Genomic DNA, 14,883 nt, shown 5'->3' on the forward strand with positions numbered 1-14,883 from the left:
ATGAAATTAGTAATAATCGCAGGAGGAAAAGGCACAAGATTAGGGCTCAAAGAGATTCCTAAACCTATGGTGGTTATTAATGGAAAACCATTATTAGAGCACCAAGTAGATCTTGCAAAACGCTATGGTCTTACCGATATTTACATGCTTTCTGGTCATTTGTCTCAAGTGATTATCGATTATTTTGGTGATGGAAGCAAATTTAGTGTCAATATCACACATGTTATAGAGGATAAACCATTGAGCACAGCTGGAGCTGTAAAACAATTAGAAACTGTTTTAAATGAGCGATTTATGGTGTTTTATGGAGATACGATAATGGATATTGACTTAGAAAAATTTATCGCTTTCGATACTGAAAACTCAGAGTCCGTTGGTAGCCTTTTGGTCCATCCAAACGATCATCCTTACGATAGTGATTTAATAGAAATCAACGACAGTAATAAAGTCACAGCATTCTTGTCTAAACCACATAAATCTGGTTGGCATTATTCAAATATGGTCAATGCGGCTTTGTACATTTTATCGCCAAAGGTGTTTAATTACATTGTACAAGATGAAGCAACTGATTTTGGAAAACACATTTTTCCAGAAGTTATAAAATCGGAAAACTTATACGCTTACAAAACCACAGAATACATCAAGGATATGGGCACACCAAAGCGCTTTACAAAAGTGGAAGGGGATTTAGTAAGTGGAAAAGTAGCCAGATTAAATAGAAGCCATAAACAAAAAGCGGTATTTCTAGACCGTGATGGAGTCATTAATAAAGAAGTCGATCAGCTTCGGCATATTGACGATTTCGAACTTATTGAAGGAGTAATTGATGCGATTAAAAATCTTAACAAATCAGATTATATCGTCATTGTCATTACAAACCAACCAGTTATTGCAAAAGGTTTTATTACCCTAAGTGAGTTAGAGCTGATTCATAAAAAAATGGATACGCTTTTAGGAAACGAAGGAGCCTTTTTAGATGATTTATTCTATTGTCCTCATCATCCTGAAACTGGTTTTGAAGGAGAAGTAAAAGCCTTAAAAATGGAATGCGCTTGTCGCAAGCCACAACCAGGCATGCTTATAGAGGCTTCAGAAAAATATAATATAGACTTAAATACATCTTGGTTTATAGGAGATAGATATACAGATATTAAAGCTGGTAAAAGCGCAAATACCAATACCATTTTGCTTAAAACAGGCCATGCTGGAAATGACAAGCACCGATTTAGTGACTTAGAACCAGATTATATGTTTAACAATCTCAACGAGGCTACAAATCACATCCTAACAAAGAACTAAATATGATTATAACAAGAACACCATTACGGATAAGTTTTGCAGGAGGAGGCAGCGATTTAAAAGAGTATTATTTAAATCATGGTGGTTCTGTATTAAGTGTTGCCATTAATAAATACATTTATTTATCCATGCATCCTTATTTTCATGGCAATAAGTATTTATTAAAGTATTCTCAAAATGAGCTTGTAGATAATGTTGACGATATAAAACATAGAATCATCAAACAAGTTTTTAAAGACTATAATATTTCTGGTGTAGACTTTAATTCTAGTGCAGACATTCCATCTGGTACTGGTTTAGGCTCTTCTTCATCCTTTGCAGCAGGTTTAACGACACTTTGTAGCACATATAACAATAATTTCATGTCTTTAGAGGATATTGCCAAATATGCTTGTGAGGTTGAGATAGATAAGCTAAAAGAACCTATCGGTAAACAAGATCAATATGCCTGTGCTATTGGTGGATTAAATTTTATCAAATTTAATCAAGATGATACCGTTGCAGTTGAAAAAGTCATTTTGAAACAAGAAAAAATTAAACAACTCGAAGATAATTTGTTATTGTTCTATTTAGGGACAACAAGGTCGGCAAGTGAAATTTTAATTGAGCAAAAAAAGAATACTATAAAGGATCAAGAGAAGGTGAATTCTTTGCATAAAATGGTAGCACTTTCTGTAGATTTAAAAAGAGAATTGCAAAAAGGAAATATTGATGCTATGGGAGACATATTACATTCTGGTTGGATGTATAAAAAGGAACTCGCTGCAAAAATATCTAATGAAAGAATAGACCATTATTATAACATAGGCATAAAAAACGGAGCCACTGGAGGGAAACTGTTAGGAGCAGGCGGAGGCGGATTTTTGTTATTCTATGTAAAAGAAGAACATCAACAAAACGTAAAAAATGCAATGAAGGACCTAGAGGAGATCGAATTCAAATTCAATTTTGAAGGGACAAAAGTCATTCATTACAACAGATAAGTATTGCTATTAATAACTCAAAATTTATGTAACATGAAAAACCAAATTAACCAGTACATCGAAAACCTAACGATGACACTAAACAAGCTCAATGTAAGGGATATTGAGAATTGTGCAAACGTTTTATTAGAAGCTTATGAAAATGGAAACAACATTTTTATTTGTGGTAATGGTGGCAGCGCTGCAACGGCATCTCATTTTGCCTGCGACATCAATAAAGGAGTGAGTTACGGCTTAGAAAAACGATTTAAAATTATACCACTAACCGATAATTTAGGAACCATTACTGCTTATGCTAACGACGTAGGTTATGATTTTGTGTTTGTTGAACAATTAAAGAATTTTTTCAATGCAGGTGATGTTATTATTGGTATTTCCGGAAGCGGTAATTCTAGAAATGTTATTGAAGCTATTGAATTTGTGAACCAAAACGGTGGACAAACCATTGGTTGGACAGGTTTTGACGGAGGTCAATTAAAAGAACTAGCACATCATACTGTAAATGCTAATATCAATGACATGCAGATTTCAGAGGATATTCATATGAGTATGGTACATATACTGATGAAAATACTAACAACAGAATTAGCAAGCCGTAAAGAAGATTTGGTGAGAAAAATACAAAATAAAAGAAAAGCAATTCTTAGAACAAACGTAAAAGTATAGACTCCCTATATGATCTTTAATTCCATTGATTTTGCGGTTTTCTTACCAATAGTTTTTATGCTCTACTGGTTTGTTGCAAATAAAAACTTGAAGCTACAAAACGCGTTAATTGTAGTAGCAAGTTATGTTTTCTATGGTTGGTGGGATTGGAGATTTCTATCACTTATTTTATTTAGTACTTTAGTAGATTACGTTGTTGGTTTGGCACTTTCTAAAGAAAAGAAGGGATCTAAACGTAAGGTGTTATTATGGACGAGCATTTTAGTTAACTTAGGATTTCTAGGTTTTTTTAAATACTATAATTTCTTTTTAGATAATTTTACTTCTGCATTTTCATTTTTTGGAACAGAAATTCAAGCCAATACGCTTAATATTATTTTGCCTGTTGGTATCAGTTTTTATACGTTTCAAACATTGAGTTATACCATAGATGTTTACAAGCAAAAATTAGAGCCGACTAAAGATGTCGTTGCCTTTGCTGCTTTCGTTAGTTTTTTTCCACAATTGGTAGCTGGTCCTATTGAGCGTGCTAAGCATTTACTACCGCAGTTTTATAAAAAACGCACGTTTAATTATCAGCTGGCTACGGATGGTATGCGGCAAATTCTTTGGGGACTTTTCAAAAAGATGGTCATTGCAGATAATTGTGCAGAATATGCCAATTTAATTTTTAATGATTCCGCAGATTTTTCAGGGAGTACACTGGTATTAGGTGCTTTATTTTTTACGTTTCAAATTTATGGGGATTTTTCAGGCTATTCTGATATTGCTATTGGTACCTCAAGGCTTTTTGGCTTTGATTTAATGCAGAATTTCAACTTCCCCTATTTTTCTAGAGATATTGCAGAATTTTGGAGACGATGGCACATTTCGTTATCTACTTGGTTTAGAGATTATTTGTATATACCCTTAGGAGGCAGTCGTGGTGGTTTATGGATGAAGATTAGAAACACATTTATCATTTTTATTGTGAGTGGTTTTTGGCATGGTGCTAATTGGACATTTATAGTCTGGGGAGCTTTAAATGCCATCTATTTTTTACCATTATTGCTCACAAAAAATAACAGGAATAATTTAGATGTGGTAGCACAAGGACGTTTTTTTCCTAGTATAAAAGAGTTCGCTCAAGTTTTACTAACGTTTAGCTTAACTGTTTTATCATGGATATTTTTTAGGGCGGAAAATATGACACATGCTGTTGATTATATGTCTACTATTTTCTCATCCTCTATTTTTGAAGTCCCTCATTTTAGTAATTCATCTCGTGTTAAATTTGAGTGTTTTATAACGCTAGCTTCAATTATTATCTTTTTAATTGTGGAGTGGATGGGTAGAGAAGGTCAGCATGCGTTATCATATTTAAGCCATAAAAAATCTAAAGCACTAAGATGGTCTGTATACGCAGTCGTTGTTTTAGCTATCGTCGTTTTGTCTGGTAGTTCTCAAGAATTTATTTATTTTCAATTTTAGATAACAAATGAAAAAGTTTTTAATAAATATTATAATTCTAGGGCTCATTTTATTAGCGCTGTTTTTGGTTTTAGACCAAGCCATAACCAGTGGACTACGAAAGAGTAATATGGTTATTTTTGATAAAATTACAAGACTTCATGCAGGCAGTATCAACGCAGATCTTATTATTAACGGAAATTCTAAGTCGTATCTGCAGTTGTCACCGAGGATTATCGATTCTGTTTTAAATGTAAATTCATATAATCTTGGTATTGATGGCAATGATTTTGTGATTCAAAAATTGCAATACGATCTTTATGAGGAAAAGAATACGGTTCCTAAAATAATAATTCAAACCATGGATTTTGCTTCGCTACGTAAAGCGGAAGGAGAATTATACAATTACATACGTTTTGCACCTTACTTAGGTATTGATGAAGTTAAGGAAACGACAAAAAAATATGAAGGATTTTCATTCATTGATTATAATTTACCGCTGTTTAAATATTCGGGTAAGCCATTAGAAGTTATAGACGGTATATTTTCTTCGGTTAATGTTCATATAGCAACATCTAATTTAGAAAAAGGATACATACAAAAGGATCTAACCTGGGATGGTTCTTTCGATAAGTTTAAAGAAACGAATAAAAACGGTATAAACAGCACTATTGCTAAATCCACATGCGATTTATTTGAGGAGTACATCATAGAATGTAAACGTAAAAACATTGACTTATTCTTAGTGTACACACCTGTATATCATGAATTTATTCCCTTCGATTTAGACCGACAAGTTTTGTTCGATTATTTAGAAGCTGTCTCTAGAAAATACGATGTGCCATTTTTAGATTATTCTGAGGACGAATTAACTTTTAACAAGGCTTATTTCTTCAATTCGCAGCATCTTAATAAAAAGGGATCAGAATTATTTACAGAAAAATTGAGTGTAGATATTAAGACCTTACTTTATAATAAAGATGTTAAATAAGGTTCTATTAATAAAAGTTACTATTAACCTTATTGGCATCACATGTTGTAAATGCATATCTTCGCTAAGAGTTGGCGTCTAAAACTAAAGATCATACCATGATTATTCTAGGATTGAATTACTTCTACCACGATTCAACAGCATGCATCGTTGTGGACGGTAAATTGATCGTTGCAATAGAAGAAGAACGCTTAAATAGAGACAAACACACAGCCGCTTTTCCGCATAAAGCAATAGAACGTTGTCTTGAAATTGCAAAATTGAATTATAGCGATATAGATGATATTGCGGTTTCTATAAAACCTTTGCATAACGCGTCTAAAAAATTGTTTTATTGGGCATTTCATATCAATAGCATCAGTACGCTTAGAGCGTTTTTGAGTAACGAAATTGGGCACGGTTTAAAAAAACAACGCCATTTTTGGAAATGGTATAAAACGTTTTGGGTTTCAAAAAAGAAAGGCCCAAAAGTTCACTTTATTCCACATCATAATTGCCATGCACCAGGATCGTTTTTTGTATCTCCTTATAAAGAGGCAGCGTTATTAGGCATCGATGGTTCTGGAGAATGGGCAACCACATGGCTGGGTCAAGGGACTGACAATACGTTAGAGGTTTTGGGAGAAAGTTTCTTTCCAAATTCTTTAGGTTCATTTTATGTTGCTGTAACTTATTTCTGTGGGTTTAAACCTTATTATGATGAAGGTAAAACAATGGGTTTGGCACCAATGGGTAATCCAGAGGTATATAAAAAAGAGATTGCGAAACTCGTTTGGGTAGATGACAATGGCCAATTACATTTCGACTTAACTTATTTTAATTTTCAGCGCTTAAGTTTAGAACGTTTATCTCCAAAATTCTATAAAAAGTTTGGGGAACGCAGAAAACCTAAGGAAGCATTTACGCAGCGGCATATGGATATCGCAGCGGCTTTTCAGGAAGTACTAGAAGACCGAGTATTGGAAATTTGCGATGTATTATATAAAAAAACTAAGAAAGATTATTTAGTGGTTTCTGGTGGTGTAGCACTAAATAGTGTTATGAATGGAAGAATTATTCGTGAAAGTAAATTTAAAGATATCTACGTCATGCCAGCTGCTGGAGATAACGGAACAGCTATAGGAGCTGCTTATTATCTGTACAATGGTATTTTTAATAAACCAAGAAATTTTGTGCACTTAGATCCATATGTTGGCACGTCTTATAGCAATGCAGAGATAGAAATGGTATTAAAGCGTTCAAAATTAAATTATGAATACGTAGAAGATATTTCTGAAAAGGCGGCTTCTTTATTACAAGAAGGTAAAATAATTGGCTGGTTTCAAGGAAAAATGGAAATTGGGCCAAGAGCTCTCGGTAACCGAAGTATTTTAGCCAACCCAACTTTTCCGGAGATGCAAACAAAAATTAATGCTGAGGTAAAATTTAGAGAGGCCTTTCGTCCGTTTGCTCCTTCAACTATTTTAGAGGCTAAAAACGACTATTTTGATATCGATGTGGAAACTCCGTTTATGTTAAAAGTGTGTCATGTTTTAGCCGATAAACGAGAACTCATTTCAGCGGTAACACATGTTGATGGTAGTGCACGTTTACAAACCGTAACGCGTGCATTAAATCCTAGATATTACGATTTAATTAAAAACTTAGGAGACAAAACAGGTGTGCCAGTGGTTTTAAATACCAGTTTTAATATTCAAGGAGAGCCTGTTGTAGAGTCACCAAAAGATGCTATTCGTTGTTTCTTTTCTACAGGATTAGATATGCTCATTATTGGCAATTATCTTTTAAAGAAATAGATGCTAATATTTAGTACATTCTACACCATTTACATATTTAGAATTTTTACTCAATCTAAAGTTGAAAAACTCTAAAATCTGACTAGCTAAGAGATCATTTTCGTTATCATATTTTATTTCTATAATAATTCTTGGATCTGTTTTTTCTAATTTGATGCGGTTTTGAAACGAATAGTATTTGATGTCCTTATCAAAAGTAATTCTAAACCTGTTAAAAGCATCACTGTAGTAAGATCTTGTATAGGTGTTAATTGAAGCTGGATACAGGATATCAACAAAGATGTTGTCTCTTAAGTCATGTATCACATGCCTTACTAATTTGGTAAGCTGACTAAAGGTTAGTGTTGGTGAGAAATCGAATTCTTTTTCTACTTTAAAATTCTTTTTTAAACCCACATTACCGCGTTTAATTTTTTGTTCTAGTGTTATTTTTTTAACGGTTCCGAATAAATTACCGTACCATCTAATACGATGTTTTAAACGTTTAGAATTACCCAAAATATTATCAAAATAGGCACTATGATTTAAGTCATCTAAATACAGATTGCAAATATTTCGTTCTGGAAATAATTTTGAAAACCCTCTAGCTTTAAACATATAGATTAAATCATCATAAGAATGAGAGTCTACAACAATTTTGCGTTCAAAACGATAGGTATTATTTACTGCTTTTTCCATAAATAGCTCCGTATAATTGAGATTCTACATCTTTAACTTTAATTTTTATGTCTTTTGAGTTTATCATTAGTGTATTATTAAACTGCACTAAATATTCCTCTTTATAGTTGGTATAAGTTGTATTTTGGCAATTAATTAAAGCGGGTCCATATTCAGACTTCTTTTCAAAAACTGTAAAAACTACATCGCAATTATTAATTTGTACTCCATCTAAATGTAAGGTCGATAAATCCTTACTTGTTAGTGCTAAACTACTGTTAGTAATGGTAATATCTGTACCTGTAATATGAGAATCCTCACCAACACTAATGCCTTTGTCTTCAATTTTATGGATGTTGATATGAGATAAATTAAGTTTTGTGCCAGAAACATCAATGGCATCATTTCCAATATTTTTAAAGAGCGTATGGGTTATAGTGCCGTTAGAAAAATCTGAATCGAGCGCATCTGCTTTAGAGTTTAATAACTTTGAGTTCGTAATAGTAAAATCAGACCTAACAATATTAAGCAAATCATCGCCTCCATAGCTGGTATCAAAAGTGGTATCATCAAAAGAAACGCTAGACTCGTAAAAGCACACAGATCCTGGAAGTGTTCTAAACGCATCACTATAATTACTGAGCCCCTTAAATTTTACATATTTAAATTGAGATCCTTTAGTGTTTAAAAATAGAATGCCTCCGTTGTTATTATGAGGTGTTTTAGCCTCAAACCGAATGGAATCTTGAGCTGTACCAAGGGCAATAAAAGGTGATTCTGATAAAATTTGACCGTTTTCTTCAAACAATACTTTCACACCAGGTGAAATAAGCACTTTATAACCAGAGGGAATATGAAGTTGTTCTTTTATAGAAAAGGAAGTGTTAATCAGTATAGTATCATTAGATATTTCGGCATATTTTAATACGGTATCTAAGGTTTTGTGTGTTTTAGTTTCAATGTTTGAATTTAGCCAAGCACTTTTACTTCTTAAGACTTCTGCGTTTTTACTTATTAGTGCTAAAGGAGTTTCAAAAAATACATATTCAGAATAGAGCGTCTTTTTAAGGTGTTCAATTGATTCTAAATAATTAGCATCCATATTTTTTTGAAAAGATTCTGACGCTAGCCTGTTAATACTTTCGTTGAGTCTTTGTAAAAACAATTTATTTTCAAATAACGCTTTGTATAACGCGTATTCGGTGTTTTTGATATGTTTAATGGTTTCAAAAACACTAGTTTCATTAGCGTATTGCGTTAATTGCCACTCTCTACCTAGAGGTTCTAATTTTGCTGTAAAAGGGTTTAAATAATAGCGCTGATTAAAATCTATAAGAGAATGGTAATCGCCAAATAACAGACTTAAAGCCATCCTATCTGCCATTTTATCGATATCAAATATTTCTGAAATATCAGCTTTATTATGTTTTACCAAATCTATTTTCTTCTGAAATTTATCAATAATAGCTTTATACTTTTCGTATTTCCCTACTGAGATATCAATTTCATAATTAGTCAAACGAAGTATGGCAGATTCTCTAAATTTGTTGTGCTCTACCAAGCGTTTATCATAAAATTCTTCTTTGTAATAAATTCCGAAATCATCTCCATTTACCACAAGCTTTACTGGTTTTACTCGCAAAGCAATTAGGTTTAGTTCTTTAAGGTAATTTTGTCCTACAAAATCAGTGACATAACCTCGAGATCGTGGTATTAATAAGTTGAATTTTTTTTGGCGATCTAGCGTGTTATCTCCTTTAATTGAAATTCTAAAGGACCATTTTTTGGGTTCAGCAAAATGATCAAAGTTGAGACCAAGCAACTTCAGTTTTACTTTTTTCACTTCATTTTGAAAACGTATTTTACCTTTGATTTCTACTTTTTCAATAGAATCATTCCATTGAAAAGGGCGATGCTTAATCATGTTAGTATAATTCCAAACACTATTTCTCTGATCGGCTAATTTTCGCCATTCTTTAAATTTAACATCGAGGTAATAGGTTTCAATTCCTTCTGAATCGGCTTCAATAGCGTTACTAATAAAGTCCAGCCCAGTTTTTTTAATATATTCAGAATTTAAACTTAAATAAGACATTTTTGCGTTCTTTGAAGCATAAGCAGCCAGAAGCATGCCTCCGATAAAGAAAAACAACAGAATTAAAAACACCATTAGTTTAGATGTTTTAAATAAAGTCTTATTTGCTATAATTTTCATTTTAGAAATTTAAAAAAGTATGCTTTGCAATTTTGTTAATACACCAAATCGGTAGAGTGCAAGAAATAAAATAAACCCAGATACGAACGAACCAAAAACTAGAGCACCAAACAAAACGTACTTCTTTCTGAAGACACCTCGAATAGAATTTAACCCTGTATCGTTCTTTTTAATGCGAATCATATATTATTCAATCCAGATTGATCCATTAATACAAACTTCGCTTTAGGGTCTTTCTCTAGAATGCCTTTTCTTAAGATGGTTAAGGTTTCAAAAGAGGTGATTTCTGCGTTAAAAATATATTCATTTAAACCATCATTAGTTTCCAATCGTTTTAAGGAAAGATTTTCAACGTTTGGTTTTAAAATATTAGTAACAATATCTACATCTTCTTTAGATTCTATAATGATAAATTTTACTAAGTCGTAACGCTGTTTTTTACCTTTTGTCTTTTTTATAATTATAAAGGCTGCAAAAACAAAGAAGCCTATAATAGTGACATAGATTTGGTTAGCACCAAAACCTAAAGCAATGGCAATGGTAAAAAAGATATAAGCTAATTCTTCGGGTTCTTTAATTGCAGACCTAAAACGCACAATAGAAAGTGCTCCTACTAAACCTAAGGATAAGGCTAAAGAGGATTTAATAATTGAAATAATTAAAAATGTAGCAATACCAATTAATGGATAATTATTGGCAAAGCTTTTTCTGTTAGAAAGTGAATCTCCGTATCTAGCATACAAAAAAGAGGTCGCTACCGTTAATAAAATGGTGAGAAATAAATTGAGCACAAAATTGCCTAATGGAATATCAATAGGGTTGGTTAAGTTAAAATCAATAAATTCTTCTAAACCAATGGCAGGTGTTTCAGGTGCTACTGTTGATGTTGAGTCTTGTAAAAATGTTATCATATGTTGAATAATTATTTTTTGTGTAATTGTTTGTATACGGTAATACTAGTTTTAAGAATATGATCTGATACCGATGTATCACCAAAGCCTTTAAACTGCATTTTTCCTTTTCCTTTATAATTTATAAACCAAATTTTTGAAATGTCTAAGACTCCTGGAAATTCTTCATCTAGCGTTTTAAGATCGTTAATATGATAAAATATTGAGCCTTCACTCACAGCAATTAATTTATCATCTTGTTCTCCTCTGTCTAATAATTTAAGTACACCAATTAATTTGCACTCTATAACAGTTCCTTTTTCAATCGGCTTTCCTAAAACAAAGACATCTAAAGGATCTCCATCTCCTCCGAGTTTTTTAGGCAATAGAGTTCTTGGCACCATGCCATAATTAAATGGATATGGTAAGTAATTAATGCGTCTTGGTTGACCGTTTTCTAAGGTTTCAAGTTGAAGTGTTCCGGTTGTTTTTTCAACTTCAAACTTCTCATTGGTTCCTGTCGGAATTTCTATGACAACATTAATATTTCCATTAGCTAATAACGGTTCAAAATCCTCCACTAAATGCGTTGCTTTCTGCGAACAAGAGACACAAAAAAGGGTGAAAAACAGAAAACCAGATAATCTTTTCATAAATAGTTGTAAATTAACAAATAGCGACAAAATGAATTAACTGAAGTCGTATTTGTTGGCTTGTTGGTATGGGTTAAGCATGAAAAAAGCACATGGCATGATATAGTCCGCGTTCAAATGTATTTGGAACTCTTCTAAATTTAATATGAGAACCGATTTCTGCATTGTTCCAATGCGCATATCTCGGACCTTTTAAAATCCTATTTAAGAGTTTTAAGGATACGTCATATTCTACAAAGGCACTTATTCCTTCTGTACTTTTTATGATTTCATAGTCCGAACCATCAAAATTCAGTTTTACATAAAGCGCTTCTTTTAGCTTCACGAGAACGCTGGTATCTGACACAAAATTTATTTCTTCACGCTTAGCATTCATTCGTTTATTAGCTGCAGGAACAAGGTCTAACAAAGCATCCATGTCTGGCTCATCATCGTATTCATATTCTAGTTTTCTTTTGCTTAGAACATTTGTAATGTAAGTTTGTTTTTCTTTTTTATTTACAGGAATGTAGCTTTTAGACTGGGTTTGTGTGATTAAATCAAAGTATTCGTAGGTGTTTAGTAACACAGGTTTAGACTGTTTTTGATTAATTACTGTTGAATCTAAAAAATGGTTTACCGCTTCATGAAGTTCTGGGACACCTCTTTTGTTTTGTAATTCAGATAAAGAACCAGCAAGCGTATAGGTACCAGCAAATGGCATATAAAAATTAGGGTTAATGAGTTTTATATACTTTTCGCCTTGCGATAAAAATTGTAATTTTTTTGATGCTTCTGCTTGTGCTCTTTCGTCATCCGTTAAATGAAAACATTGCGGATAAGGACCAGCACCTCCATAACCGACGAGTAAAAAATCGATGCTATTATATTTTTTTAGGACAACGCTAACAGCTTCTTCGGCCAAATCGTAAGGACAATCATTTAGATTTAAAACGTTGTGCTCGCCATCTGAAATTATGGCAAGTGAATCGATTTGTGTGGATTTAAACTTCGTTTCAACAATGCCACAACCCATAAATTTGGCACACAACTCCGGATTACAATTGTCTGCAGCGAGAATTTCTATCGTCACACCATTTATTAATTCTGTTTTTTTGCTATGCGGCAATTCTGTGACTTTAAAACCAAGTCGCTCAATATTCATTTTTAAAAATGGGCTGGCATATTGATGAATAAGAACAGGAATTTCTTTGTTTAAAAGCTCAAATGTTTTTTTACTAAAATGATCTGGATGAATATGAGAAATATAGATATAATCCATACCATCAAAGTAATCTTGATCGAATTGTAATTCTGGATAATGACACCAAGAACCATAGTATTCGCCATCAACCAACCAAGGATCTGTTAATATTTTTACACCTTTAGTTTCAACAGCAACACAGGCAGATTTAATATATCTTATTTTCATAATGCTTTTAATTCATAAAAGTCAAGTACTTGAGTTTTATTGTAAATACTATAACTGCTTGTATAATACGTTGACTTTATCTTGGTCAATTTCATCGATGTTGAAATCTTGATAAATGTCGACACCTAAAGCATTCATTTTTGCAATTCTGTCTTGAGATAATTGAGATTTTTCCCATCTATCAACTGCATATTGCCTTGTTTTAAGATATTCTATATATTCATTTGCGTAGTCGTCTTTTAAACCAAAGCACATAAACAGCACAACTCTTGGGCTCGCAGCTTCTTGTTTTAAGAAATCTGGTACAAATCGAGCAATTAAGGGATGAAAGGATGTGTTAGGAAACATTGAGATGACTTGTGCATTTGCTGAGTGTGTGGTGCTGAGTTTCCAAATAACCACATCTCCGATTTCACTTTTCACATTAATTATTTTTCCAATACCACAACTTTGATGTAAATGCGATCCTGATCTAAGACAAAGACCTCTAGACGAATTGGCATGATCCTGCAAATAGATTCCTGCTCTCAATAATGAGTAATTAACATCTGTAAATTCTTTACTATCTTTTTTATGTCTGTTAGTAGAATCTTTATGAAACCCACCTTTACCAGGTCGGTCCACAGATAAATTACTGTCAGCGAAATAGTATAATTTATCACTGTTTAAACACTCTTTAAAAATGTTTAAGATACGCTCATCCATTAATACACTGTGTAATTTATCTGAAGACAATAAATCACCTTCATGATTTTGATCTTCTACACCTTTTTGTCTTAATACATCAACTTCCTGAGGAGTAAATACATTCTTTATTAGGATGTAACCATCTCTGTCTATTTGTTCTTTTTTTGTCATAATAATTTTTTTAATCCCTTTAATAATTTGCTAATTCTGGCTTTTACAGCTTTTTTAGCGGTTGGTTTAATAGCTGTTTATTTTCGCAATACAATTTCACTTCCTGTAATTTCTAATTCCTCAAAAGAATAATCTTTGTATTGGTCGGCAAGTGACAAATTTCTTAGTGATTTGCTCTGATTGTCGTTGGGTAATCTCGGGTTGTTTTTTACAACTTCAAAAGGTGTTTGAGCAATAATATCCATATAATCCTTATGTCGTAATCTGTTTTGATAGTTGAGGTCTGGATTTAGTTTTGCCCACGCTTTAGGAGAATATTGTAAGAAGTTATAATATGAAATACTAGAGTCGAAATAAGCCCAATGATCTATATAATCGATATCCATAGAAAGTATGCCTCCTTTTTTCATAATTCTATAAGTTTCATTTAAAATCTTTAAAATATCATCAGGTGGAATATGCTCCATAGTTGATGTTGAAGACGAAAAATCAAAATGATTATCGCTGTATTTTGTAGCTCTAGCATCCACAGGTGCGTGATATTTTAATCCTAGTGCTTCCTTTAAATTTGAGAGGTCTTTGTTAATCGGTTCCTTTTTTACAACCGTTAAAGGAAATTTTGATTCAGAATTATTAAAACGTTCAATACTGTCTACCACAAGATCATTAACAAGTAGTTTTCTAATATCAATAACATCTACATCATAGCCTAGATGACATACTGCAATCGGTATGATTAAGTCCCAACCAGCACCAAATTCGTAATAATTATCACTAGGATGCTCTACCTTATTAAAGGCTTTAAAGTTGTCGTGATGTTTCACGGCCATCTCTACTTTAAACAAAAATTTAGGATCAGATACGGGAAGTGTTTTGGTAATATTTTTTTGAAATAGATAGTTTAACTTTTCTCCATTCGGAATGGACGAAAAGAAACGCTGCACGTAACATTTTAATTTAAAATTCATATCTATTTATCTGTTTTACCAACAATAATTTTTAGGGCACTCTTGGG

13 protein-coding genes are annotated in these 14,883 nt (G+C 32.6%); 6 read left to right on the forward strand and 7 right to left on the reverse strand.

Going from position 1 to position 14,883, the window contains the following annotated elements; all coding sequences use genetic code 11:
* The 6 genes from AB8B52_RS02955 (at nucleotide 1) to AB8B52_RS02980 (ending at nucleotide 7,184) form a co-directional block, all read left to right on the forward strand.
* Nucleotides 1–1,299, forward strand: a complete 1,299-nt coding sequence (locus tag AB8B52_RS02955; protein WP_406025084.1) for an HAD-IIIA family hydrolase — start codon at nucleotides 1–3, stop codon at nucleotides 1,297–1,299.
* A 2-nt stretch (nucleotides 1,300–1,301) separates the two neighbouring features.
* A complete protein-coding gene (locus AB8B52_RS02960) occupies nucleotides 1,302–2,282 on the forward strand; it encodes a GHMP kinase (RefSeq protein WP_406025086.1) in 981 nt (326 codons plus the stop codon).
* 33 nt (nucleotides 2,283–2,315) lie between these two features.
* Nucleotides 2,316–2,948 (forward strand): SIS domain-containing protein, encoded by a 633-nt coding sequence (locus tag AB8B52_RS02965; RefSeq protein ID WP_406025088.1) that lies wholly within the window; start codon nucleotides 2,316–2,318, stop codon nucleotides 2,946–2,948.
* Nucleotides 2,949–2,957: 9 nt separating this feature from the next.
* Nucleotides 2,958–4,418, forward strand: coding sequence for an MBOAT family O-acyltransferase (locus tag AB8B52_RS02970; RefSeq protein WP_406025090.1), 1,461 nt, complete (start codon nucleotides 2,958–2,960; stop codon nucleotides 4,416–4,418).
* Nucleotides 4,419–4,425: 7 nt separating this feature from the next.
* On the forward strand, nucleotides 4,426–5,388 hold the full coding sequence (locus AB8B52_RS02975; RefSeq protein ID WP_406025092.1) for a hypothetical protein: 963 nt from the start codon (nucleotides 4,426–4,428) through the stop codon (nucleotides 5,386–5,388).
* Between the two features lie 71 nt (nucleotides 5,389–5,459).
* The gene (locus tag AB8B52_RS02980) at nucleotides 5,460–7,184 is read left to right on the forward strand and encodes a carbamoyltransferase (RefSeq protein WP_406025093.1); all 1,725 of its coding nucleotides are present in this window, start codon (nucleotides 5,460–5,462) and stop codon (nucleotides 7,182–7,184) included.
* A gap of 3 nt (nucleotides 7,185–7,187) precedes the next feature.
* Here the strand turns inward: AB8B52_RS02980 and AB8B52_RS02985 are convergent, their stop codons facing one another.
* The 7 genes from AB8B52_RS02985 to AB8B52_RS03015 form a co-directional block, all read right to left on the reverse strand.
* On the reverse strand, nucleotides 7,188–7,862 hold the full coding sequence (locus AB8B52_RS02985) for a VTC domain-containing protein (protein WP_406025095.1): 675 nt from the start codon (nucleotides 7,860–7,862) through the stop codon (nucleotides 7,188–7,190).
* Entirely contained in the window at nucleotides 7,843–10,056 is a 2,214-nt protein-coding gene (locus AB8B52_RS02990; RefSeq protein WP_406025097.1) for a hypothetical protein, read from the reverse strand. Before AB8B52_RS02990 ends, AB8B52_RS02985 begins: the two co-directional genes overlap by 20 nt.
* Nucleotides 10,057–10,235: 179 nt before the next feature.
* Nucleotides 10,236–10,967: a DUF4956 domain-containing protein gene (locus AB8B52_RS02995; RefSeq protein WP_406025099.1), complete on the reverse strand. Its 732-nt coding sequence runs from the start codon at nucleotides 10,965–10,967 to the stop codon at nucleotides 10,236–10,238.
* A gap of 11 nt (nucleotides 10,968–10,978) precedes the next feature.
* Entirely contained in the window at nucleotides 10,979–11,599 is a 621-nt protein-coding gene (locus tag AB8B52_RS03000; protein ID WP_406025101.1) for an inorganic diphosphatase, read from the reverse strand.
* A gap of 73 nt (nucleotides 11,600–11,672) precedes the next feature.
* The gene (locus AB8B52_RS03005) at nucleotides 11,673–13,010 is read right to left on the reverse strand and encodes an MBL fold metallo-hydrolase (RefSeq protein ID WP_406025103.1); all 1,338 of its coding nucleotides are present in this window, start codon (nucleotides 13,008–13,010) and stop codon (nucleotides 11,673–11,675) included.
* Between the two features lie 48 nt (nucleotides 13,011–13,058).
* On the reverse strand, nucleotides 13,059–13,868 hold the full coding sequence (locus AB8B52_RS03010; RefSeq protein WP_406025105.1) for a hypothetical protein: 810 nt from the start codon (nucleotides 13,866–13,868) through the stop codon (nucleotides 13,059–13,061).
* Nucleotides 13,869–13,945: 77 nt separating this feature from the next.
* Nucleotides 13,946–14,836, reverse strand: coding sequence for a class I SAM-dependent methyltransferase (locus AB8B52_RS03015; RefSeq protein ID WP_406025107.1), 891 nt, complete (start codon nucleotides 14,834–14,836; stop codon nucleotides 13,946–13,948).
* Nucleotides 14,837–14,883 lie beyond the last annotated feature (47 nt).

Origin of the sequence: Winogradskyella sp., assembly GCF_045105575.1 — a bacterium.
Lineage (GTDB): Bacteria > Bacteroidota > Bacteroidia > Flavobacteriales > Flavobacteriaceae > Winogradskyella.

Bases quoted from the DNA above. Each gene is read 5' to 3' on its own strand.
- AB8B52_RS02970 (WP_406025090.1), top strand. From the start codon at position 2,958: ATGATCTTTAATTCCATTGATTTTGCGGTTTTCTTACCAATAGTTTTT.
- AB8B52_RS02960 (WP_406025086.1), top strand. From the start codon at position 1,302: ATGATTATAACAAGAACACCATTACGGATAAGTTTTGCAGGAGGAGGC.
- AB8B52_RS02955 (WP_406025084.1), top strand. From the start codon at position 1: ATGAAATTAGTAATAATCGCAGGAGGAAAAGGCACAAGATTAGGGCTC.
- AB8B52_RS02985 (WP_406025095.1), bottom strand. From the start codon at position 7,862: ATGGAAAAAGCAGTAAATAATACCTATCGTTTTGAACGCAAAATTGTT.
- AB8B52_RS03010 (WP_406025105.1), bottom strand. From the start codon at position 13,868: ATGACAAAAAAAGAACAAATAGACAGAGATGGTTACATCCTAATAAAG.
- AB8B52_RS03015 (WP_406025107.1), bottom strand. From the start codon at position 14,836: ATGAATTTTAAATTAAAATGTTACGTGCAGCGTTTCTTTTCGTCCATT.
- AB8B52_RS02965 (WP_406025088.1), top strand. From the start codon at position 2,316: ATGAAAAACCAAATTAACCAGTACATCGAAAACCTAACGATGACACTA.
- AB8B52_RS02995 (WP_406025099.1), bottom strand. From the start codon at position 10,967: ATGATAACATTTTTACAAGACTCAACATCAACAGTAGCACCTGAAACA.
- AB8B52_RS03000 (WP_406025101.1), bottom strand. From the start codon at position 11,599: ATGAAAAGATTATCTGGTTTTCTGTTTTTCACCCTTTTTTGTGTCTCT.
- AB8B52_RS03005 (WP_406025103.1), bottom strand. From the start codon at position 13,010: ATGAAAATAAGATATATTAAATCTGCCTGTGTTGCTGTTGAAACTAAA.
- AB8B52_RS02990 (WP_406025097.1), bottom strand. From the start codon at position 10,056: ATGAAAATTATAGCAAATAAGACTTTATTTAAAACATCTAAACTAATG.
- AB8B52_RS02975 (WP_406025092.1), top strand. From the start codon at position 4,426: ATGAAAAAGTTTTTAATAAATATTATAATTCTAGGGCTCATTTTATTA.